We start from the raw sequence: 22,054 nt of genomic DNA, 5'->3' as shown, positions 1-22,054 counted from the left end.
TAAAAATAATGTTCAAAAAAATCTTAAGCAAATGTGCTTTGTCAACTTTTTTGCTGGGTTTTTAGGTTTTCTAGATAAAATTAAAAAAAATATTGCACACAACCTTGTAAGCGATTTTCATTTAAGGTAGAATGGAAAGTGTTGATTTTTTAGCTTATCAGAGAGAAAGGATGTATTATTTTGCAAAAACAACAAACCGTGGAAGCCGGCGTTGCGATGGTCAAAGTTCTAGAATCTTGGGGGGTCAAACACGTCTATGGTTATCCTGGTGGATCTATCAGTTCGACACTTCATGCCTTGGAAGTTGAACAAAAAAACATTAAGTACGTTCAGGTCCGTCATGAACAAGTTGGTGCATTAGCTGCTGCAGGTCATGCTAAAGCTACTGGTGAAGTTGGTGTAACTTTTGGTTCAGCTGCTCCTGGTGCTGTAAACTTGTTGAATGGTTTATACGACGCAAAAGAAGACAATGTACCTGTTTTAGCTATTGTTGGTCAAGTTCCACGTTCAAATGTAAACTATGACTACTTCCAGGAATTCCCAGAAGTACCAATGTTTACCGATGTTGCGGATTACAACCGGATCGTTATGACACCAGAAAGTTTGCCATATGTTATTGACAAGGCTATTCGTGAAGCTTATAAGAACAAGGGTGTTTCTGTTGTTGTTATTCCAAATGATATTGGTTTCGAAGAAATTGAAGATGTGCCATTCTCTTCTGCACAGATAACAGACCGAAAACCAGATCCGCAACCTGAAGCAACAGAGGAAGAAGTTGATCACTTACTTGAAATGATCAAGGAAGCTAAACGCCCTGTTTTCCACGTTGGCTCAGGTATTAAGGACAACCAGGACAAATTACAAAATTGTCAGAAAAACTTCAGATCCCAGTTGTTATCACTGGACTTGCTAAAGGTAAAGTCGATGATAAGTTTGCCGGAAATATGGGAACTTCTAACCGTGCTGCATCAAAGGCAGCTGACGAGGTGTTTGGTGCTGCTGACTTAGTTATTGCACTAGGTGCTAACTTCCCATTTGCTAACTTAGTTTATCGTACACATGAATTTAAGTTTGTACAAATCGACAATGACAAATCAAAATTTGGTCGTCATCATTACCTCAATTACAGCATCTGGTCTGATTCTGGTAAATTCCTGGATAAGGCCTTGGAATTAAGTGAACAGCAACCAGAATCTCCCTTTTATAAAGCAGCTGTTGAAGATATGAAAGACTGGAGAGCTTATCTCGCTGGCTTGATGAGCAAAACTGAAGGTGCGCTTGAATACGAACAAGTTTACCGTGAGATCAACCGCATCGCAGAACCAGACGCCCTCTTCTCAGTTGATGTTGGTGATAATATCATTAACAGTTTCCGTTTCTTAGATATGAAACATGGCCAAAAGATGACAATTTCTGCTTTATTTGCAACTATGGGTTACGGCCTTCCAGGTGCGATCGCAGCACAATTTGCTTATCCAAAACGTCAAGTCTTCAATATTGCTGGTGACGGTGCTTTCTCCATGGTCATGCAAGATTTGTTAACATTGAACAAGTACAACTTGCCTGTTATCAATGTTATTACTTCAAATCAATACCTTAGCTTTATCAAATCTGAACAGGACGATTTGACAATGAACAACTTTGGTATTGACTTAAAGGATGCCAAGTTCAAGGATATCGCTGAAGCAATGGGTGTACATGGTATCGAAGTTAACACGGCTGAAGACCTTGCAACTGCCTTTGATGAAGCACTCGCAACTTCGAATTCCGGCAAACCTGTCTTGATCGACGCTAACATCACTGGCAAACGTGGGATCCCAGTTGAAGAACTCCAATTAGAAATTGACGGTGATCACTTTGTAGAATACATTTCTGATGGTTATCAAAAAGCTCATGGCAAACGTTCTATTGATGAATTCTTTGCAGAGTATGATGCCTCAGAATTAAAACCCTTCCCTTATTACTTGGATAAATACGGCGTAAAAGCTTAAAAGTTTAAGTTTGAAAAAAAATCACACTTTTTCATGGTGTGATTTTTTTGTGTTAAAGTAAATATACTATACTGATGAAATTGAATACTGATCGATAACAAAGGAATGACGAAATGACAAAATTAGCAGTTTACTGTGGTGCTTCAGTAGGAAAATCACCCGAATTCGAAAAAGCCACGATCAAATTGGGCAAATGGATGGTGGCTCATAATTTTGAACTAGTATATGGTGGCGGAAAATACGGCTTGATGGGCACATTAGCGAAAACGATCATCGATAATAAAGGCAAAGCGTATGGAATAGTACCTGAAGCTCTCTACAAACGTGATGTGACATTCGGCCGTTTAACTGAACTAAATGTCGTTAACGATATGTCAGAACGTAAAAAAGAAATGCTCAAAATTTCTGATGCTTCCCTTGCTCTTCCAGGAGGCCCAGGAACTCTAGAAGAAATTTCTCAGGCATTTTCTTGGACTAGAGTCGGCGAGAACTTTGACCCCTGCGTTTTGTACAATGTTGGCGGTTTTTATTCTCCTTTAGAAAAAATGTATGATTCCATGGTTGAGAATGGTTTTTTAACAAGTAATGATCGCCAGAACCTACTTTTTTCTGATTCATTACCTGAAATATTAAATTTTATGAAAAATCATACTACACCACAGGTTCGTAACTATAATGAAAAAGAGGCTGCAAATTAAGCTCTTTACGTCATGAAGCTACTTTTTGCCGTGCCACTAGGAGGTGTAAAGCCATGACTAATTCTACTATAGATAATAATTCACTTCTTTTTAATTATTTGTACACTAGTGTTTCTCAGGGATTACCTTCAGGTGACTTTATTCGTGCAGTTAATTTTTCAAAGTCTGATATTAGTGCGTATTTCTTAATAAAAAGTGGCACAAACTCTTGGTTAACACTCAGAACTGCTGATCATGCGCTGTGGCTTAAAAATGCCCAACAATTACAAATTGACCTAGGTTCTCCCGCAGACCTGGTTCATTTTAAATCTCATCTAAGAAAACGTCTGTCACAACAAAAAGCAAAATATTTTTCTTTGACAGCAGATGAAATAGCAATAATGAACTTTTTGCTTACCCTGGAGCAACAAGGGCTGATTTGTGTTCTTCATTTACCCGATGAAATTGCAGCTGATCATAAAGCAAGACCATTAAATGTAGGGACAGCTTTAATACAATACTTTTTTTACCTAGGAAAAAGAAATAATCTTAATCATTTGTTGTTGCCTATCAAAGATAAGAAGTTTCGGCAAATAATCGCTCGTTTGTACGGCAGGAACTTCCTCTTTTCTCAATTTGCTGGCCACAATTTATTAAAATTATTACCAACAAACCAGTGGATCACTCCTGTTTTATCAGATCTAAACAAAAGAAATAGTAACTGGCGTCAAAATTGTGAAGACATTCTCTCTGACAAGACCTTATTAAAACAACTCTGAAAAAATGTAAAACGAAGGTATGCCGTTTATTTTAAAATTTAAGGGAACTTGCGTTCTATAAATAAAAATTATCATGTTATTGTATAGTTTTTATGAGACAACGAAGACGTTGATTTAACAGCACAACACTTTAGGAGGTTATTTTGTGGGGAATTTTGTTGTCGTAGTAACTGTTATTTTATTAATTGGAGCGTGGTATTTCTGGAAGAAAAAACCTAATAAAAAAGCTTTAATTGCTTGCGTTATTTTAGCTTTCGTTTTTGGAGGATTATATAGCACAACAGACGACTACACACAGGGTGAAGCAGATCAAGCTGCTAGTTCAAGTAAGCTTGAATCATCAAAAAACGCTAAATCTAAAAAAGAATCAGTCTCTGAAAAAGCTAAGTCTAAAAAAGAGTCAGCTTCCGAAAGCAAGTCAGAGTCAAAGAAAAATGCCAAAAGCTCAAGTATTGCAGCATCCAAGGCTAGTAAATCAAACGAAGTTAGCAAAGCCAAAAAAGCTGGTATAAAAAATGACGATCAGGCTAAAATGATACTTAAAAAATACGATCCTTATTTAAAGATAAAAGACTTATATGGTGATTATGCTGATAGTGGTAAAGAACTAAACATTGATTTAAAAGGTTCTGATAATTTTACAGCAAAAATGACCTTGCGTGGTTTTTGGCGAGATACTGCATCTATTTGGAAAGCACTTAAAAAGTCGGGAGACGCAAGCAATTTCAATAAAGTTGTAATCACAGTTGATACTGAACTTGAAGACACAGCGGGTAATTCTTCAATGGAACACGTCCTACGGACTAGTTTAAGTGGCGCTAACATACAAAAATTTAATATAAAACATTTTAAATACATCAATGTCCCTAAATACGCCGATTATTACTGGCAGTCGAACGCTTTTCCAAATCTGAATGAATAAATAATTTTGTCCGCACCTCGTGGACGTTAAAAACCGGGGGAAATATTAATTAAGGGGGATTCTTACTTATGAAGAAGAATCGTTTAGCATTAAATACTTGGACTGGCATTTTAGACATAGTTAACTGTGTCTTGTTTACAGTGTCTTGGTTTGTAGTTTTTGGTGAGGCTTTCGCTGAAGGCACAACTAACAGTGGTGACTTCTTTTATGTAATGGCTTGGATCGGAGTTGCTTTAAACATCGTGGCACTTATACAGTCCAAAAGGCACGGCATTTCATTAGTTGGTTCTGTTCTTGGAATTATCGGGAGTGCATTTTATGGCTTTTCTGCTGCGCTTGCTTTTCCAGCTATTGTCGTTCTGATTGTCGCAGCGGTCTTTATCATGCTACAACACCCATCTAAGAATTACGCGCAGGAGGATACCAAATAATGAAAAAAAGATTAGTAATTTCAACATCACTTTTGGCTTTAATGTTGTTAATTGCTGGTTGCAGTAGTTCAGATGCAGATAGTGCTAAAAAGTCATCCAGTAGTTCAAAACCTAAAACTGAGAAAGTTGCAGATGAAACACATAAAAGTGGTAACTTCTCATTCAATGATAAAACAAACACTTTTACCACTGATAAATTAACATATAAAATCACTAAGGTTACATTTATGAATTCAGCAGCAGATGAAAACAAGAAGACTATTGTTTTTGAAACTGATATTACAAACACTTCTGGTAAGGAAATCGATTTAATGTCGGATGACGATTCTTCTATGTATATCCATGCTAAACAAAAGGCTACAGATGGTAAATCAAACAAGCAATTGCAACCTGGTACTTTGGCCTTAGACGATAACGCTAATTCGCCTGAACAAGCACGTGAAGATACCATGGTCAGCAACTCAGTTTTGCCAGACAAGACAGTTCAAGGTGTCTTTATGTTCGATTTAGACAATAACAACAACCCTGTCACTGTTAGATTCGATAACGCTGGTTTTGATACGATCGCTACAAAAACATATGACGTTGAATAACAATAAATATAAATGCTAGGAGAATAAGCAATGCTTGTCCGCACCTTGTGGACAATAAAAACCAAGGGGAAATATTAATTAAGGGGAGTTTCAAATGAAAAAACATATCGTTTCGGGTTTATCAGTTTTAGGAATCAGTTTAATTCTGGTGGGATGTTCTAATTCTACAAAAGACAAAAAGAAAGATACTTCTAGTAAGACTGCTCAAACCGAAAAAAGAGCTTCATCAAAAAAGATTCTAGTGTTAAGGTTCCCAGTCAAGATATCGCAATGCTTCAAGAAGGAGATGGTGATGATTACCACGTTAGCCAATTCAAAAAATACATCACACAGTTGAAAAAAGACTATTCTAAAACAGGAGACAAATTCCACAAACAATACGTAAAAAAAGAACCCAGTTTTCCCAAAAAAGGACAATGGACTTCTGAAAATGACCAAGGTGTTATTTTGACTTACTTAGCTGATATCGCAGATGTTCCAGACCAAAACATCAACGGTATGAAAGTATCTAATACTCAATATTGGACTGCCGCTATCGATAGAGCGTCTTATGATATGATAGAAAATTTAGGCGGTGGTTCTCTTGACGAAGTTAAGCCTGTATTTAATAAAGATGATGATGAGATTACTGGTAATGAAGCAGTGATTTTTACAGTTGTCGAAACTGATTTTAAAAATACGTCTGACCAAACTCTATCCTACGATGGTTTTTCAGGATATGCAGGTGGTGAATACGATTTTTCTACGCCAGACGGAAATCAAATCGATAGGGAAAATGTTCTCTATAACGATGACACAACGGACCAAGAAGTTCAAAGTGGAAAAACCGTTGAAGATAAAAGCATGGTTATAGTACTTTCGACTGGCAAGGATCTCAAAGAGGCTTACAATAAAATAGATCAAAACACATTAACCATCCGTCCAGCAGGTGTTTCCAACGAAGATCAAGATCAATATACTGACGGTGCACTTGATCACATTGATTTGAAACTAAAATAAATTAAAAACGTATCCCCCTCCGCCAAGATTGAGATACGCCCACATTGTTATACAGGTGCAGTGCACCCTTTTGTTATTATACCGCAGAAAGAAGTTGCTGCCTACCCTACTTTTGACCCACACAAAAAAGGAGGAAAACATGAAAAACGTTAAGCAATACAAAAAGAAAAACGGTACTAAAGCTTATATGTTCAAGGCCTACTTAGGCTCTGACCCGATAACCGGCAAACGCATCGAAACCACACGCCGAGGGTTCAAGTCAGCCAGAGAGGCACAACGCGCGCTAGACAGGCTAAGAGTGGACTATGATAAGAATGGTTGGCATAACGGCAACGAATTGGATATAAAGACTGTGGATGATCTATTTAATGCTTGGTTTGAAGTCAAAAAAAGTAATATTAAAAACACTAGTCTTGCAACATATCAATATCCTTATGAAAAACATCTCAAATCTGTGTTAGGGAATATCAGACTTAACAAGTTGACCCCTTATATTATTCAAGAAGCACTCAACGATCTGAGTAAAAAATATTCTGATATGGTTCGTTTTACTAGGACATTGAATATAATATTTAGGTATGCAGTAAAGATGGAAATAATGGCTGTTAATCCAATGGATAAGGTTGAACGTCCCAAAGGAAAAAAGTCCATACACGCAGACCGAGATAACTACTACGATAAAGATGAGCTCACTTATTTCTTACAAACGATCAAAGAAAATGACAAGTTTAAAAAATATGCTTACTTTAGATTGCTAGCATATACTGGCATGCGCCGAGGTGAATCATTGGCATTAACTTGGAATGATTTCGATATTGAAAATAAAACAATCAACATCGACAAAAACATCGTCTATTATTCGCTTGAAAAGCAAATAAAAATAACCACGCCAAAAACCGAAGCTTCAAAGCGTGTTTTGTTCCTTGATAATGAAACTGTTTCGACCTTACAAAAATGGCACTTGGAACAATCGAAATGGATAATGCAGCATGGCTTCATTCACTGTGGAGGAAAACAACCCATTTTTCAAAGCACAACTAACGGTTTTTGCTCTCCGGAAATTGCTAACACTTGGCTTGCTCTATTATATAAAAAATTCCCACAAAAAAAGATACGTGTGCATGGTTTTCGTCATACACACGCATCCTTATTATTTGAAGCTGGTGCTACCATCAAAGAAGTTCAAGATCGTTTGGGGCATGCGACAAGCGAGGAGACGCTCGATATTTATGCTCACGTTATGAGCTCACGCAAGTCTGAAACAGGTGAACGTTTCGCCCAGTACATGAATAATTAAACTTCTTTGGGTCATTTTTTGGGTCATTTTTATTTTACATCCCTAAAGTCTTTGTATACTGGCACTTTTGAGCTTGTTATTCGAACTCTTCATACTCGTTAGGATCTTGACCATCGATCCGACCATCTTCACGGTCCAAGGTATTGATAGCTTTGACCTCTTCATCTGTCAATTCAAAATCAAAGATGTCGAGGTTTGCCCGTTGATGTTGTAAGTTGGTTGATTTTGGCAAAGGTACGATACCACGTTGAACATGCCATCTCAGCAAAATTTGACCAGCATTTTTATCATACTTCTCAGCTAATTTCTTCACGATCGGCTCGGTTAAAGCCGAACTGCCACGCCCTAATGGACTCCAGGCCTCGGTTGCGATCCCGCGTTTGGCATCTTCTTTGACGCGCTGATCATTTATCCAATAAGGATGGATCTCAATCTGATTGACTGAAGGCGTCACACCAGTTTTACTGATGATCTTATCCAAATGTTCAGGTTCAAAATTGGAAACACCGATCGACTTGATCAGTCCAAGTTTTTTTGCAGTAACAAGAGCCTGCCAAGCTTCAACGTACAAACCTCTCTTAGGTAATGGCCAATGGATCAAATAAAGGTCAAAATAGTCTAGTCCCATTCTAGCTAGCGACTCTTTAATTGCATTTAAAGCATCATCGTAATGATGATATTTACCAGGAAGCTTAGAGGAAACAAAAATCTGGTCACGTGGGACCCCAGAATCGCGAATAGCTTGACCAACGATCCCCTCATTATCATAGTTCGTTGCACTGTCAATGGAACGATAACCATCTTTAATTGCAGATACGATTTGATGATAGCCTACTCCACCACGTAACTGATATGTTCCTAAACCAACTTGAGGTAACTTATAACCATCATTCAACACTACTTCAGGTATTGTCATTTACTAATTCCTCCTTTAATATATTTATTAATTATAGTGTAACGCAAAATTCTATTAAAATAATGTAATATGCTTGTATATCCATATGACTACACAACAAAACAACTCTTAAAATTGTATTATACAAGTGAGATCGTACCCCCCCCCAATATAAAAGCAAAGGGGCGATCCCAACCACTAATTGTATGTTGCAATTTCTTTCACAGGAGGAACTTGATGAATATAGATTTTAAATACGCTCAAATTAATGATCTGCCAAAAATTGTTGAAATCTACAACCAAACTATCAAATTGAAAAATGTCACAGCTGACATCGAACCTGTATCTGTTTCAGACAGAAAAAAATGGTTTGCATCTTTTTCTTCAGATTCTCATCCGTTATGGGTCATTGTAAACGACACAAAAGATATTGTCGGCTGGATCTCCTTAGAACCATTTTATGGCAGAGCAGCTTACAAAAATACGGCAGAGATCAGTCTTTATTTAGCCGAAAAATACCGCGGTCAGCACATAGGATCTAAAGCACTTGAATTTGTCGCAAGCCAATTAAAAAAGCTGGCTATTTATAATATAGTTGCTTTTATTTTTAAACAAAATACAGCTAGCCTTAAGTTATTTAAAAAACATTCTTTTAATGAATGGGGCTTTTTACCGCAAATTGCTCAGATAGACGGAAACCTTCTTGACCTTGTCATTATGGGCAAACATTTTCCTGAATAGTCTACTACTTATGGGACACACAAAGAGATGTTGCTACTAAGATAACAACATCTTTTATTATTATTTAAATTCGATTGGTGCAATATATTCATTGAGCGGATGAGCGGCAGTTAAATTATGGACCGCTGCTTTTACCTCTACTAATTCATTTCTATCATCATTAGCTCCCAGAGCTTTCATTATCAACCGTGCGACCTGACGACAATCTTCTTCCTTAAATCCACGAGTGGTAATAGCCGGAGTCCCTAATCTTATCCCTGAGGTCTTAAATGGACTTAACTTTTCTGCCGGGATCGCTTCTTTATTTGTCGTAATAGACACTGAATCCAAGACTTCCTGAGCTTGTTTCCCATTCAGATCAGTTTGTGACAGGTCTAAAGTCAACAAATGATTATCTGTACCGCCAGAAACGACTCTGACTTGTTCGTAATGAGAAAATTCGTCAGCCATGGCCTGAGCATTTTTGACGATTTGTTGAGCATACACTTTAAATTTAGGCTGCAGATCTTCATGCAACATTGTTGCTTTAGCCGCGATAACGTGATCCAATGGGCCACCCTGTGAACCTGGAAAAACAGCGGAATTGATTTTTTTAGCGTATTTTTCTTTTGCAAGGATCAATCCCCCGCGTGGTCCTCTTAAAGTTTTGTGCGTAGTCGTCGTTACAACATCTGCGTATGGTACTGGATTTGGATGGATCCCAGCAGCAACCAAGCCTGCAATATGAGCCATATCAACTAACAAATAAGCACCAATGTCATTCGCAATTTCGCGGAATTTTGCCCAATCAATTATTCGGCTATAAGCTGATGCCCCTGCAATAATTAAATTTGGCTGTACTTCACGAGCAACTTTTAAGATCTCGTCATAATCAAGTAATTCAGTTTTGGGATCTAAACCATAAGAAAAAGAGCGATATAACTTACCACTGAAATTAACTTTTGCCCCGTGAGATAGATGCCCACCAGCATTAAGATCCATACCTAAGATCTTATCTCCAGGTCGTAAAAATGCAGTGTACACCTCTTGATTTGCTTGTGAGCCGGAATGAGGCTGAACATTAGCATATTCGGCACCAAAAAGTTCTTTTGCCCTGGCTATTGCTAGATTTTCAATAACATCGATATATTCATTACCACCATAGTAACGTTTGCCTGGATATCCTTCAGAATACTTGTTAGTTAGAACGGAACCTTGGGCGACCCGAACAGCAGGTGAAACAATGTTTTCCGACGCGATCAATTCAATATTGTCTTGTTGTCTTTGTTGTTCGTTTTCTATTGCCTGCCATAATTCTGGATCTAATTTTTTATAATTCAACTAAACACCAGCTCCCTATATTTTCTAAATTATAGTATACATTAAAGGAACTCAATTGTATACTATCCTTGATACAGCAACGTTTTCAATTTATAAAACTAAATAAAAAAGAGTGGAAGACCATCTTCCACTCTTTCGTTAGCTATATTTAGAAGAAATGACGAATAATGTCTTTGATCGGTGGCAACTTAGGGATCCGGTGTTTCTTTGCAAGATACTGTGTACCAAATTTTGTGTAGCCTTTTGCTTCACTATTTGCGATCTGACCAGGAAGTGGTGCATCGTCAGCCACATAGGCATTGATCAAAACTGGCCGGTCCTTAACTTTATAGGCCTTCTTCAGTGCTGCAGCAAACTCTTGTTTATTAGTTACAGTATAACCAATACCCCCAGCAGCGTCAGCAAACTTAGCATAGTCCATATCTTCTAGGTCTATTGCATAATTCAACTGACCGGCAGACTGCTGCTCATATTGAATAAACGCTAATTTCTTATTATTTAAAACAATATTGAGCAGCGGCATCTTGTATTTAACAGCTGTTACAAAGTCTTCCATCACCATGGCAAATGCCCCATCACCATTGATCGAGATCACCTGACGATCCGGGTAAGCTTGTGAAGCAGCAATTGCTCCGGGCAAAGCACACCCCATCGTACCTAACCAAGAAGAGATCGTATACCGCTGTTGTGATCCAACTGGTAGGTAGCGTGCACTCCAAGAAGTTGCCGTTCCAACATCGATCGCAAAGATCGCATTCTTAGGAGCCGTCTGCTTGATTTGGTCAAAGAGGACCTCAGGAGCCAAAGGTGAACCCTTCAGTCCCTTTTTAGCTTCGACCCAAGAATTCCAAGTAGCCATGTGCTTCTGGCACTCAGACAAAAACGACCCGTCTGTTGGTTGTAAGCCATTATTTAAAATTGCTTCTACGACTTCACCAGAATCGCCGTGAATAGCAACATCTGCTGGAAAACGTTTGTTTAAATGACTTGGCTTTAAATTGATCTGAATACTCTTAGTACGACCAGGTTTCGGTAAATAATCTGTATACGGGTAATTTGTACCTATCATCAAAACAAGATCAGCAGATTTCATTGCTTGATAAGCAGCTTTAGTACCGAGTTTCCCGACCTGCCCTAAAGAATTAGGATGGTCATCCGGTACAAGACCCTTTGCAGGCAAGGTTTCAATAAATGGGATCCTATAGCTCTCTACAAAACGTTGCATGATCTCACCAGAATGTTTGATCCCAGTACCAAATAAAGCAACTGGCTTCTTCGCCCTGTTTAACAAACCGACTGCTTCTTCCACTCAGGACCACCGATCGACAAGCACACTGTTAGTTTCTCGGTCAATTTAGCTTCAGCCGCTGCTGCTAAGGCACCAACTTCTTCGTGACGCACCTGAATAAACTTAACTTTATCTGACTGGCGACGAATACCATCAACTGTGGTATCGATCGAATCACCAGGAATACCATAGACGTGGTCGACTCCCCAACCTGTCAAAACATCTACTAATCTATCTGCTCCATTTTTCATAATATATTATCTCCCTGTTAAAAATTACTAGGAACACGGCTTCCTTTTGTAAGATACTAACGAGAAAAGAAAAATGTTCTTACTGGGAATATTTGCTCTTATCGACGATCGTTGGTACTGTGGCCGTGCTTCATATTACCAACACAAAAATGTTGCGCAAGATACAGTTTACCTCAATCTACTTATTTTTTCAAAGAATTTTCACTATATAATGAAAAACTTTTGAAAATAATTTTAGTCAAAGTTTTAACCTCTTATTTTAATGCGTTACGAATGAACTCAATGATCAACCCACTGACCTCAGGCTGTAAGTATAATTCATCCATATGAACCGCACCCTCTAGTTCAACCAGATCAGTCATATGTCCATTTTCAGTTAAACTTTCATAGAATTTTTCAGCATCAGCCACTGGAACTACCTCATCTTCAGTCCCATGCAAGATCAAGAAAGGGACCTTATTTTTTTCTGTGAACTGAAGCGGATCAGCTTGAGCGTCCAGTGCGGGCGCATCTTCTGGTTCAACTCCCAGTAAATTACGGTACACAAAGTCAAAATCATTAGAAGTACTATTCTGCTTAGCGGATAATGGATCCACTACACCATACCACGGTACAGCTACTGTGACAGCGCTGCTTTCTTCCAAATAAGTTCCTTTATCATATTCGGGCATGTTATTAGTCAATGCTGTCATGCTAGCCAAATGTCCACCAGCTGACTCTCCCATTACGACAACCTGCTCTTTATTGATTTGGTACTTAGCGACATGTGCCTTCAAATACCTGATCGCAGCTTTGGCATCTTCAAGTTGTGCTGGCCAATTTGCAATATTGCTATGGCGATACTCAACACTTGCTACAACAAAACCAGCCTTTGCAAAATCAACCAAGTTTGGTAAATGGACGTCTGGATCGACATCCATCCAACCCCCGCCGGCAAACCAAACCAGCAGCGGCATTGTTTTGTCTTGTTGTTCGAAATGTCTGATGACTGTTAACTTGAGATCACGTGTTGCATGACCTAACCACCCAGGAACTTGCGCATAAGTTATATCGCTGTCTTGCCATAACCCGCTTCTTTGCTTAGTGACTTTAATAGTCTTCTTCATTCTTATTGAACCTCCAATTAAAAGATGAATTTTACTTATTCAAACATACTTATTGTAACAAATGATTTACTAACTTTTAATTAGAGTTCGATAAATTTTACAAAATTTATCGACTATGAAAATTAACCTACAACATGCGGATTTATTATTTGGGAATACTTTTCACCACAGTAATGTTTGATTAATGAAAGATACTCGTTACTGTTCAAAGACTGGCCACTTGCCACTAGAAAATCATAATGGACATCTAACTCGGAGATCTTAAAACCCGCTAACTGAAAACCATTAGCTTCATAAAATGCAAGTCTTTTTTTGCGAGCATTGTAATCAGCATACTTAGGTGAAACTTCTTCGATCAAAAGACAAACCCGATTCGACGAGTATTTTTCTTTGACTAACGCCAATGCAGCACTACCGTACCCTGCTCCGCGAAACTCCGGTGCAATAGCCAGAAATCCAACATAAGTTAAATCTTTTTCAGTCATGCAATAGACTAGACCGACCCACTTTGTATCATCATATATGCTCCAAAATTCATCACTTGAGTCAGAAAAATGATCAAAAAGTAAATCTTTTGGATATAATTCTTCTTCCGGAAAAGCTTCTTTATATAAAGAATAAACTTTGTCAAAATCCTTTCTGGAAGGATCAGTTGACTTGAGTCTTAAATCCATAATATTTTTCTCCTTTAAATTAAAAAGCATAATGCCATAAACATTATGCCGCTTAAATATACTTAAAATACTTTACCAACGTAAGTCCCTAGTGTAATATGGCGGAAATCAAATTCGGCTAGTTCGGAAAGTTTGATGATTTGTGTTACACCGTGAGCCATCATTAAGTTTAACGGTGTATCATCATCATCAGGTATCACTAAAACAATTGGCTTATTCATTGTAGCCAAAACACCACATTCATAGGCGATGCCATCATCAATAGCACCAGGATTGAAAAGCATGATCCCAATATCAGAACCCTGGATCCCTGCAATATCCGCTCTAAATGTTTGGACTTGCCATTCAACGTCATCCATAAGTTCAGGATGGTCGGTGACATTCAAATCTTTATATTGAAAATCTAACGGATAATGCGAGAATTTTCGACTAACAGAGGGGTTTTTAGCAATGGCTTTCAAGCCGGCCTGGCGTAATTTATCTTGTTCTTCACTAAACCAAGCACATCCAATATAAGCCTTGACTGGGGAAACCTCTGGATCAAATTCGACATTTTTTTCTTTTGAAAGCGTCATTTGTTTGCTCCTTATTATGTTTTAATAAACTACTCATGCAAACCAATTTTATAAAAAAATAGGATCTCTGACAAGAGATCCTACAAAAGTATTTTATTTTTTGAACCGATCGAAAAACGAGCCATCACCAGAAGGCTTTTCTCCTGATACAGATGCAAAATTCTGCAAAGCTTCTTTTTGTTTTTTATTAAGCTTCTGTGGTGTAACAACTTTAACAGTAACACGTTCGTCACCATTACCCTTACCACGTAAGCGAGGTGCTCCTTTACCGCGCAAACGGAAAGTAGTATCAGTTTGCGTTCCAGCAGGAATAGTCAATTTAACCTTCCCATGGACCGTCTTAACTTCAATTTCATCACCCAGTGCCGCCTGTACGAAGGATATATTCTGGTCCAAATAAACTTCAGCACCATCACGTTTATAGATCTTACTTGGTGCCACAGTGAAGATAACATATAAATCACCATAAGGTCCGCCATTTTGACCAGCTTCACCTTGTCCTTGTAGACGCATCTGGTTACCATCTTCAACACCTGCAGGGACAGTAACTTCGACTGCGTGCTTTTCTTGAACTCTACCAGTACCATGACACGTCTCACACTTTTCCTTGATCTCTTTACCAGTACCATTACACTTGTCGCATTGTTGCTGGGTCATCACACGTCCAAGTGGTGTTTGACGTTGTACTTGAACAAAGCCACGACCACCACATTTAGAACAGGTCTCTGGATTTGTTCCTGGTTTAGCCCCATTACCGCCACAGGTCTTACACTGTGCTTCACGGGTATAATCAACAGTAGCTTTCTTACCAAAAATGGCTTCTTCAAAAGTTAAGTGCATTTCATATTGTAAGTCACGTCCCTGACGAGGGCCATTCGGATTACGTCCACGGCCCCCGCCACCAAAGAATGAACTAAAAATATCGTCAAAACCGCCAAAGTCGCCAAAGCCGCCCTGGTCAAAGCCGCCGAAGTCGCCTCCACCAAAACCACCTTGCTGTCCAGTAGCGCCAAATTGATCGTATTGGGCCTTCTTGTTCTCGTCGCCCAAAATGTCATAGGCATCATTAACTTCTTTAAACTTTTCTTCTGCACCCGGTTCATGATTTAGATCTGGGTGATATTTCTTAGATAATTTCCGATATGCTTTCTTTATCTCATCAGCGGAAGCATCCTTGGAAACTCCAAGAACTTCATATGGATCTTTTTGCTCAGCCATATCCGTCCTCCAAATTAATTCATCTTGCGTCTCTTAAGCTTATCACATCTCTATTTAAATAAAAAGTCAAAGTCCACTAACGGACTTCGACCTTTTAAATTACAATTAGCTAATTAGTTCTTATCGTCCGGATCGACTTCTTTAAAATCGCCATTTACTGTATCATCATCACCAGAACCATTATTATCTGAGGATGAATTGTCAGTATCACCGTTAGCATCGGCCTGACCTTTCTGTGCTTCTTGAGCCTGTTGATAAAGTTTAACTGACATATCCTGAACTAATTTTGTAAGCTCATCTTTCTTAGCCTTCATGTCATCAACATTATCGGCTTCCTGTGCCTTCTTCAGATCATCACGAGCATCTTTGATTTTTTGAACTTCATCTTCGCCGACAGTACTATTGTCTTTAACTTCATCCAAGGTCTTATCCGTCTGGAAGATCAACTGATCGACTTCATTCTTCAAATCGACCTCTTCTTTACGCTTCTTATCATTTTCTTCGTTTTCCTTAGCTTCATTGACCATACGATCAATTTCATCATCAGAAAGACCGGAAGAACTCTTGATAGTGATCTTTTGTTCCTTATTTGTACCAAGATCCTTAGCAGAAACATTAACGATACCGTTCTTATCGATATCAAATGAAACTTGGATCTGTGGTACACCACGAGGAGCAGCAGGGATATCTGTTAATTGGAAACGACCTAATGTCTTATTATCAGCAGCCATTGGACGTTCACCTTGCAAAACATGGATATCTACAGCTGGTTGGTTATCCGCAGCAGTCGAGAATGTTTGTGATTTTGAAGTTGGGATCGTAGTATTGCGATCGATCAACTTAGTAAAGACACCACCCATTGTTTCAATACCTAATGAAAGCGGAGTAACATCAAGTAAAACAACGTCCTTAACATCACCAGTGATAACACCGGCCTGAATAGCAGCACCCAACGCAACAGCTTCGTCAGGGTTAACTGATTCGTTAGGTTTGTGGCCTGTTTCTTTTTCTACTAATTCTTTAACAGCTGGGATACGAGTTGAACCACCAACTAAAATAACTTCATCAATGTCACCTGTTGACAGCTCGGCATCATGCAAGGCATTCTTAACAGGTTCACGAGTCTTTTCAACTAAGTCAGATGTCAATTCATTGAACTTAGCACGTGTTAGTGTTGTTTCCAAATGCAAAGGACCTGCATCGCCAGCAGTAATAAATGGCAATGAGATCTGTGCTGAAGAAATACCAGAAAGATCCTTCTTAGCCTTTTCAGCAGCGTCTTTTAGACGTTGCAAAGCCATTTTATCTTTAGAAAGATCGATACCATTTTCTTGTTTAAATTCACTGACTAACCAGTCAATGATCTTATTATCAAAGTCGTCCCCACCAAGGTGAGTATCACCATTTGTAGAAAGAACTTGGAAAACACCATCGCCTAACTCAAGGATGGAAACATCAAATGTACCACCGCCAAGGTCATAAACCATGATCTTTTCGTCTTTATCAGTTTTATCTAAACCATAAGCCAGAGCAGCAGCAGTTGGTTCGTTAACGATCCTTTCAACTTTCAAGCCAGCGATCTTACCAGCATCTTTGGTTGCCTGACGTTGTGAGTCATTAAAATATGCGGGAACAGTGATAACAGCCTGAGAAACTGATTCACCCAAGTATGATTCTACATATTCTTTAATGTGTTGCAAGATCATTGCAGAGATCTCTTGTGGTGTGTAGTCCTTGCCATTAATTGAAACCTTATAATTTGCTTCTCCCATGTGGCTCTTGATCGAAGAAACTGTATCAGGATTAGTGATTGCCTGACGTTTAGCAACTTCACCTACTTGAGTTTCACCATCTTTAAAGGACACTACAGAAGGTGTTGTCCGATTTCCTTCGGGGTTAGTGATGATTTTTGCATCCTTACCTTCTAGAACAGCAACTGCAGAGTTTGTGGTCCCTAAATCAATACCAATAACTTTTGACATACAATTCTACCTCTCTTAAAAATTATTTTTTTCAATATTCCTTAACAACATTATTGAGCAACAACTACCATGGCAGGGCGCAAGACACGGTCTTTAAGCATGTAGCCTTCTTGGTATACTTCAACGATAGTATCTGCTTTTTGTCCTTTCTCCACTGGAACTGTTTTAACAGCCTGATGAAAGTTCGGATCAAACTTTTCATTCAACGCATTCATTTTAACAACATCGTTATTTGAAAGTGCACTTTGAATGTCGTTAGCAACCATCTCAACGCCTTTTTTCAACTGCTTAGCATTCTCATCATTAACTTCGATTTGTAAAGCACGTTGCAGGTTATCAACGGCAGGTAAGATCCCCTTGGCAATATCTTGACCTTGATATTTTAACAAACGTTCCTGCTCTTTTTTGTAGCGGTTTTGCATATTAACAGTTTCGGCTTGAACACGCAAGTACTTGTCTTGCGTATCATTCAGCTTTTTTGTTAATTCATCTATTTTATCTTGTTTTGGATCTTTCTTTTCTATTTGAGCATCAGCAGATGAGTTTTTGACATCCTCTTGTTGTTCAGATCCATTGGCAGAAGCAGCATTATCTTCTGTTTCTTCTGCCTTTTTGCTCAAATCTTGTTCATCGGCCAAATCAACACCCCTTTTCTTTAATCATTAAAGTCACGATAGTAATTGCTGAGACGCTGCGATAACTCAGACCGCAGTGCATCAACCAAACCAAAGATCTTAGAATACTGCATGTTGGTTGGTCCTAAAATAGCAATTAACCCTTCACCATTATTACCATCATGATATTTAGCAGAAATCAAACTATAATCAGTCAATAAATTATCTGCTAATTCATCACCGATCATCACGGCAAAATCACGCTTAGTATTCAAGAGTTCTCCTAAATCGGAAGCATGATCGACAAAACTATAAATTGACTTGACCTGCTCAATGTTATCGCTAGTCAAATAGTTTAACAGGTTTTTCTTACCGTCGACAAATACCTGCGAGTGGACAGCTCTACCCAAGACATTATCAAAAACATCGAGTAAACTGATCGACCCACGCAAGTAATTACGCAACTTAGGCGCATTCGACTGCAACTTAATGCTTACTTGGTCAAGCGGCAATCCGACTACTTCTTCGTTGATCAAACGAACGACCGCTTCTAATTGATCACTATGAATGCCAGCAGGAACATTATAAATCTGACTGTCTACAGTTCCATCGCTGATCACCATGATCAGCATGACCTGCGAACTGCCTAATGGTACCAAACGAAAACCTTCAAGCTCGACGTCTTTTGAGCCAGGCTTTAAAGATATCGCAGTATAATCAGTCATTTCAGATAACAGCCTAGCGGACATAGCGATGATCTCATCAACTTTTGAAAAGTTACTAGCCAAAGCACCATGGATCACGTCTAATACTCCTTGATCGATCTTTGTCGGCTTGACCATGTTGTCGATATAATAACGATAGCCGCTGAACGATGGAGCCCGTCCAGAACTTGAATGTTCCTTCATAATATAACCTGCCCGTTCTAAAACTGCCATCTCATTGCGAATAGTCGCTGAACTGACATGTACAGGCAATTGCTCTTGCAATTTTTTTGAGCCGATCGGCTGACCGATATTAGCATAGTCTTGAATAATTGTCTCCAAAATCAGTAATTGTCTTTCTGTTAACATTACAATCACCTCTTTTTAGCACTTAACACTCCTGAGTGCTAAGTCAATTATTAATATACACGACATCGGCTTAAACGTCAAGGAAAGTCAATGTTTTTTGTAAATTTTTCATTTTGCCTCAAAAGCCGACGTTAACGCCTCTACTGGTTGTTTATCCTGCAAATAAATACGTGAATCTTTTTCATCTTTTTCCATTTGATCAATTAATTGATCAACTCCTGCAAATTTGACTGAAGGCCGCAAATACTTATACCATTGGACCCTTACTTTTTTATCATAAAAATCACGTTTCACATCAAACAAGTTGATCTCGACGGTCAACTCGTTGCTTGAACCAAAAGTCTCATTGTGACTAACAGAAGCCATACCATCGAACCATTCATTATCTATTTTGACTTTGACCGCATATACACCAATAGTAGGGAGTTTTTGCTGCTCATCACTCGCAACATTGATAGTAGGAAAACCTAACTTCCTGCCACGTGCCTTTCCGTGAACAACATAGCCAGAAATCTCAAATGGATAACCTAATAATTCATTGACTTTCATCATCTTCCCCTGATCCAAAGCATTCTTGATCTGTGTTGACCCGACTTTTTCTGCCTGTTCTTGAAGCTCAGGTACCTCACAAACTTCAAATCTTCCGGCGGCATAACTTACTAAAGTTTTCATATTTGCGACCCTAGGTTTACCATAAGTAAAATCAAAGCCGGCAACAGCTTCGATCGTATTTAATCCTGCAATATATTTATCAACAAAATCTTCGGGACTCATTGGTACTAAATTTTGATTGAATTCAACAACATAAGTCAAATCAACACCTATCTCTGAAAATAATTCTAATTTACGGTCCAAAAGTGTCAGGTAACGTACCTCGGACGGATCAAGTTTTTGATATGCAATTTTAGGATACCGGTCAAAAGTCATGACTGCCAATTCAATATTTTTTTTCTGAGCTATTTTTTTAGCAGTTTTAATAACTCTTTGATGGCCACGATGTACTCCGTCGAAAAAACCTAAAGCCAAAACAATTGGTTTGTCAGGCAACAGATTTTTATCATACGGCTCTTTTAAATTAATAACTTGCATTTTCATTCCTCTCAGACTAAATCGATCATTTGTTCAGGTTGATATCTTTTCTTAGGAGCATTATAAAAGTAAATGCAGCGTGCTCGCCCTTCATAAAATAAAACAATTTTTTCCTGCAAACTGCCACTTATTTTGTTTTGTACACTCTCGGGTTTTAAAAAACCACCATTTTTAATGACCTTCCATTCATCCACAGACAGTTCATACTCAGCATACTTTCTTAAAGCATAACTGACTGGTTTTAAAGTAGCAGCAAGCTGCTGGTCATCCATTTCCGCCAGTTTTTTTAGACTTATCGACTGCTCGAGCGAAAAACCGCCGCTTTCTAGTCTGGTCAGATCAGACATTACTGCAGGTACATCTAGCTTCTTTCCTAAGTCAACAGCAAGTGTCCTGACATATGTCCCTTTTTGACAACCTACTTCAAAGAATATTTTTTGCTGCTTTTTTTCTGGCTCATAAATGGTTGGGCGCGTTTGTTTGAAGTAATCGATAGTCACCTTGCGCTCTGGACGCACGACAGGATCATTATGACGAGCGTAGTCATACAAACGACGACCATTTACCTTAATAGCTGAGTACATTGGTGGGATCTGAATCATCGTGCCCGTTAACTCAGCCATTTTCTCATCGATTTGGAACGAAGATATCTTTTTTTCAATTTTGTCTCTAGCGACGGTTTTGCCTTCAAGATCTTCAGTTTCGGTTGCAAAGCCAAGTGTGATCTCTCCTTGATATACTTTGCCAGAATCCATCAAATAATTAACCACTTTAGTTGCCTTACCAATACAGATCGGTAAGACACCATCTACATTTGGGTCAAGTGTACCTGAGTGACCGACCTTACCAGTTTTAAAGATTTTTCTACACTTGAAAACCGCATCGTTACTTGTCATTCCTCTTTTTTTATACAAAGGTAAAATACCTTCCATCAAGATCCCCTCATTTTTGGCTACAAATTTTTAGCGCTCATACAAAATAAAACTAATAGTTTCGCTTTAAAACGATTACCGTTATTCTTACAAAAAACCGCTACAAAACAATGTTTTGTAGCGGCCTATCACCGAAGCTATTTTTCAAATAAAGTAGCTAACTGCCCGGTTACTTTACCCAAGAAACTCCAGTAATATCTATTGTTCTTCTTGGTGCAGCTTACGCAACAATTCATCAATATGTTCACCATATTGTTCTGATCTATCCTGTTTGAACTCAATTTCTGGAGTGACATAAATGCTCAGTCTATGTCCAAGTTCTCCTCTGATCAAACCTGTAGCTTTTTTAAGGCCCTTAGCAGTTTTTTCCTGATCAGAAGCTAAATCAGATAAAATGCTGTAATATATTGTTGCCTGCTGCAGATCACCAGTAACATCAACGCCTGTGATCGTTATGCCCTGAACACGTGGATCACGAACTCGTTTTTGCAATATATCATTGACTTCACGTTGGATCTCCTGCGCTAATCTGCCAACACGTATCTGTTGTGCCATCATTATCCTCCTTTAACTACTTTTCTAAGGCTAGTAATAAACTGCCAGTTAG

Annotated in this window: 20 protein-coding genes and 2 pseudogenes; 9 read left to right on the top strand and 13 right to left on the bottom strand. The window is 38.6% G+C overall.

What is annotated here, in order from left to right:
• The first annotated feature begins 216 nt into the window (after positions 1 to 216).
• From spxB to AC3XNE_RS09490, 8 genes and pseudogenes are all read left to right on the top strand, one after another.
• Positions 217 to 1,991, top strand: a pseudogene (spxB, locus tag AC3XNE_RS09525) (pyruvate oxidase).
• A 113-nt stretch (positions 1,992 to 2,104) separates the two neighbouring features.
• Positions 2,105 to 2,689, top strand: a complete 585-nt coding sequence (locus AC3XNE_RS09520) for an LOG family protein (RefSeq protein WP_489831834.1) — start codon at positions 2,105 to 2,107, stop codon at positions 2,687 to 2,689.
• Between the two features lie 53 nt (positions 2,690 to 2,742).
• Positions 2,743 to 3,447 (top strand): hypothetical protein, encoded by a 705-nt coding sequence (locus tag AC3XNE_RS09515; protein WP_489831833.1) that lies wholly within the window; start codon positions 2,743 to 2,745, stop codon positions 3,445 to 3,447.
• Positions 3,448 to 3,592: 145 nt separating this feature from the next.
• Positions 3,593 to 4,369 (top strand): hypothetical protein, encoded by a 777-nt coding sequence (locus AC3XNE_RS09510; RefSeq protein WP_489831832.1) that lies wholly within the window; start codon positions 3,593 to 3,595, stop codon positions 4,367 to 4,369.
• A 68-nt stretch (positions 4,370 to 4,437) separates the two neighbouring features.
• Entirely contained in the window at positions 4,438 to 4,800 is a 363-nt protein-coding gene (locus tag AC3XNE_RS09505; RefSeq protein WP_489831831.1) for a transporter, read from the top strand.
• Positions 4,800 to 5,393: a DUF5067 domain-containing protein gene (locus AC3XNE_RS09500; RefSeq protein WP_489831830.1), complete on the top strand. Its 594-nt coding sequence runs from the start codon at positions 4,800 to 4,802 to the stop codon at positions 5,391 to 5,393. The genes AC3XNE_RS09505 and AC3XNE_RS09500 overlap by 1 nt, the downstream gene beginning before the upstream one ends.
• Positions 5,394 to 5,663: 270 nt before the next feature.
• Positions 5,664 to 6,392, top strand: coding sequence for a hypothetical protein (locus tag AC3XNE_RS09495; RefSeq protein WP_489831829.1), 729 nt, complete (start codon positions 5,664 to 5,666; stop codon positions 6,390 to 6,392).
• Between the two features lie 139 nt (positions 6,393 to 6,531).
• A complete protein-coding gene (locus tag AC3XNE_RS09490) occupies positions 6,532 to 7,689 on the top strand; it encodes a site-specific integrase (RefSeq protein ID WP_489831828.1) in 1,158 nt (385 codons plus the stop codon).
• A gap of 76 nt (positions 7,690 to 7,765) precedes the next feature.
• Here the strand turns inward: AC3XNE_RS09490 and AC3XNE_RS09485 are convergent, their stop codons facing one another.
• On the bottom strand, positions 7,766 to 8,605 hold the full coding sequence (locus tag AC3XNE_RS09485) for an aldo/keto reductase (protein ID WP_489831827.1): 840 nt from the start codon (positions 8,603 to 8,605) through the stop codon (positions 7,766 to 7,768).
• 216 nt (positions 8,606 to 8,821) lie between these two features.
• Between AC3XNE_RS09485 and AC3XNE_RS09480 the strand changes: the two genes are divergently transcribed.
• Positions 8,822 to 9,325, top strand: coding sequence for a GNAT family N-acetyltransferase (locus AC3XNE_RS09480; protein ID WP_489831826.1), 504 nt, complete (start codon positions 8,822 to 8,824; stop codon positions 9,323 to 9,325).
• Positions 9,326 to 9,385: 60 nt separating this feature from the next.
• Here the strand turns inward: AC3XNE_RS09480 and glyA are convergent, their stop codons facing one another.
• The 12 genes and pseudogenes from glyA to rbfA form a co-directional block, all read right to left on the bottom strand.
• Positions 9,386 to 10,645 (bottom strand): serine hydroxymethyltransferase, encoded by a 1,260-nt coding sequence (gene glyA / locus AC3XNE_RS09475; protein ID WP_489831825.1) that lies wholly within the window; start codon positions 10,643 to 10,645, stop codon positions 9,386 to 9,388.
• Positions 10,646 to 10,793: 148 nt separating this feature from the next.
• Positions 10,794 to 12,187: pseudogene (locus AC3XNE_RS09470) on the bottom strand (thiamine pyrophosphate-dependent enzyme).
• A 251-nt stretch (positions 12,188 to 12,438) separates the two neighbouring features.
• The gene (locus AC3XNE_RS09465) at positions 12,439 to 13,290 is read right to left on the bottom strand and encodes an alpha/beta hydrolase fold domain-containing protein (protein ID WP_489831824.1); all 852 of its coding nucleotides are present in this window, start codon (positions 13,288 to 13,290) and stop codon (positions 12,439 to 12,441) included.
• 122 nt (positions 13,291 to 13,412) lie between these two features.
• Positions 13,413 to 13,964: a GNAT family N-acetyltransferase gene (locus AC3XNE_RS09460; RefSeq protein WP_489831823.1), complete on the bottom strand. Its 552-nt coding sequence runs from the start codon at positions 13,962 to 13,964 to the stop codon at positions 13,413 to 13,415.
• Positions 13,965 to 14,026: 62 nt separating this feature from the next.
• Positions 14,027 to 14,539 carry a nucleoside 2-deoxyribosyltransferase gene (locus AC3XNE_RS09455; RefSeq protein ID WP_489831822.1) on the bottom strand — a complete coding sequence of 171 codons (513 nt, stop codon included), beginning with the start codon at positions 14,537 to 14,539 and terminating at the stop codon, positions 14,027 to 14,029.
• A 93-nt stretch (positions 14,540 to 14,632) separates the two neighbouring features.
• Complete coding sequence (gene dnaJ, locus AC3XNE_RS09450) at positions 14,633 to 15,757, bottom strand: molecular chaperone DnaJ (protein WP_489831821.1); 1,125 nt, start codon at positions 15,755 to 15,757, stop codon at positions 14,633 to 14,635.
• Between the two features lie 113 nt (positions 15,758 to 15,870).
• Complete coding sequence (gene dnaK, locus AC3XNE_RS09445) at positions 15,871 to 17,739, bottom strand: molecular chaperone DnaK (protein WP_489831820.1); 1,869 nt, start codon at positions 17,737 to 17,739, stop codon at positions 15,871 to 15,873.
• Between the two features lie 50 nt (positions 17,740 to 17,789).
• A complete protein-coding gene (grpE, locus tag AC3XNE_RS09440) occupies positions 17,790 to 18,377 on the bottom strand; it encodes a nucleotide exchange factor GrpE (protein WP_489831819.1) in 588 nt (195 codons plus the stop codon).
• Positions 18,378 to 18,394: 17 nt separating this feature from the next.
• Positions 18,395 to 19,426, bottom strand: coding sequence for a heat-inducible transcriptional repressor HrcA (gene hrcA, locus AC3XNE_RS09435; RefSeq protein WP_489831818.1), 1,032 nt, complete (start codon positions 19,424 to 19,426; stop codon positions 18,395 to 18,397).
• Between the two features lie 108 nt (positions 19,427 to 19,534).
• The gene (gene ribF, locus AC3XNE_RS09430; protein WP_489831817.1) at positions 19,535 to 20,515 is read right to left on the bottom strand and encodes a riboflavin biosynthesis protein RibF; all 981 of its coding nucleotides are present in this window, start codon (positions 20,513 to 20,515) and stop codon (positions 19,535 to 19,537) included.
• A gap of 11 nt (positions 20,516 to 20,526) precedes the next feature.
• Complete coding sequence (truB, locus tag AC3XNE_RS09425; RefSeq protein WP_489831816.1) at positions 20,527 to 21,447, bottom strand: tRNA pseudouridine(55) synthase TruB; 921 nt, start codon at positions 21,445 to 21,447, stop codon at positions 20,527 to 20,529.
• Positions 21,448 to 21,645: 198 nt separating this feature from the next.
• Complete coding sequence (gene rbfA / locus AC3XNE_RS09420) at positions 21,646 to 22,002, bottom strand: 30S ribosome-binding factor RbfA (protein ID WP_489831815.1); 357 nt, start codon at positions 22,000 to 22,002, stop codon at positions 21,646 to 21,648.
• Between the last annotated feature and the right edge of the window lie 52 nt (positions 22,003 to 22,054).

The sequence above is a fragment of the Ligilactobacillus sp. JN-6 (Y).1 genome, from assembly GCF_058111525.1.
This window is presented reverse-complemented; position numbering and strand designations above follow the sequence as displayed.

What these genes read in the sequence shown, in the direction of transcription:
- AC3XNE_RS09515 (WP_489831833.1), top strand. Translation starts at nt 2,743, where the DNA reads ATGACTAATTCTACTATAGATAATAATTCACTTCTTTTTAATTATTTG.
- AC3XNE_RS09495 (WP_489831829.1), top strand. Translation starts at nt 5,664, where the DNA reads ATGCTTCAAGAAGGAGATGGTGATGATTACCACGTTAGCCAATTCAAA.
- hrcA (WP_489831818.1), bottom strand. Translation starts at nt 19,426, where the DNA reads ATGTTAACAGAAAGACAATTACTGATTTTGGAGACAATTATTCAAGAC.
- AC3XNE_RS09480 (WP_489831826.1), top strand. Translation starts at nt 8,822, where the DNA reads ATGAATATAGATTTTAAATACGCTCAAATTAATGATCTGCCAAAAATT.
- truB (WP_489831816.1), bottom strand. Translation starts at nt 21,447, where the DNA reads ATGGAAGGTATTTTACCTTTGTATAAAAAAAGAGGAATGACAAGTAAC.
- AC3XNE_RS09490 (WP_489831828.1), top strand. Translation starts at nt 6,532, where the DNA reads ATGAAAAACGTTAAGCAATACAAAAAGAAAAACGGTACTAAAGCTTAT.
- AC3XNE_RS09500 (WP_489831830.1), top strand. Translation starts at nt 4,800, where the DNA reads ATGAAAAAAAGATTAGTAATTTCAACATCACTTTTGGCTTTAATGTTG.
- rbfA (WP_489831815.1), bottom strand. Translation starts at nt 22,002, where the DNA reads ATGGCACAACAGATACGTGTTGGCAGATTAGCGCAGGAGATCCAACGT.
- AC3XNE_RS09485 (WP_489831827.1), bottom strand. Translation starts at nt 8,605, where the DNA reads ATGACAATACCTGAAGTAGTGTTGAATGATGGTTATAAGTTACCTCAA.
- dnaK (WP_489831820.1), bottom strand. Translation starts at nt 17,739, where the DNA reads ATGTCAAAAGTTATTGGTATTGATTTAGGGACCACAAACTCTGCAGTT.
- AC3XNE_RS09460 (WP_489831823.1), bottom strand. Translation starts at nt 13,964, where the DNA reads ATGGATTTAAGACTCAAGTCAACTGATCCTTCCAGAAAGGATTTTGAC.
- AC3XNE_RS09465 (WP_489831824.1), bottom strand. Translation starts at nt 13,290, where the DNA reads ATGAAGAAGACTATTAAAGTCACTAAGCAAAGAAGCGGGTTATGGCAA.
- AC3XNE_RS09455 (WP_489831822.1), bottom strand. Translation starts at nt 14,539, where the DNA reads ATGACGCTTTCAAAAGAAAAAAATGTCGAATTTGATCCAGAGGTTTCC.
- dnaJ (WP_489831821.1), bottom strand. Translation starts at nt 15,757, where the DNA reads ATGGCTGAGCAAAAAGATCCATATGAAGTTCTTGGAGTTTCCAAGGAT.
- AC3XNE_RS09520 (WP_489831834.1), top strand. Translation starts at nt 2,105, where the DNA reads ATGACAAAATTAGCAGTTTACTGTGGTGCTTCAGTAGGAAAATCACCC.
- ribF (WP_489831817.1), bottom strand. Translation starts at nt 20,515, where the DNA reads ATGCAAGTTATTAATTTAAAAGAGCCGTATGATAAAAATCTGTTGCCT.
- AC3XNE_RS09505 (WP_489831831.1), top strand. Translation starts at nt 4,438, where the DNA reads ATGAAGAAGAATCGTTTAGCATTAAATACTTGGACTGGCATTTTAGAC.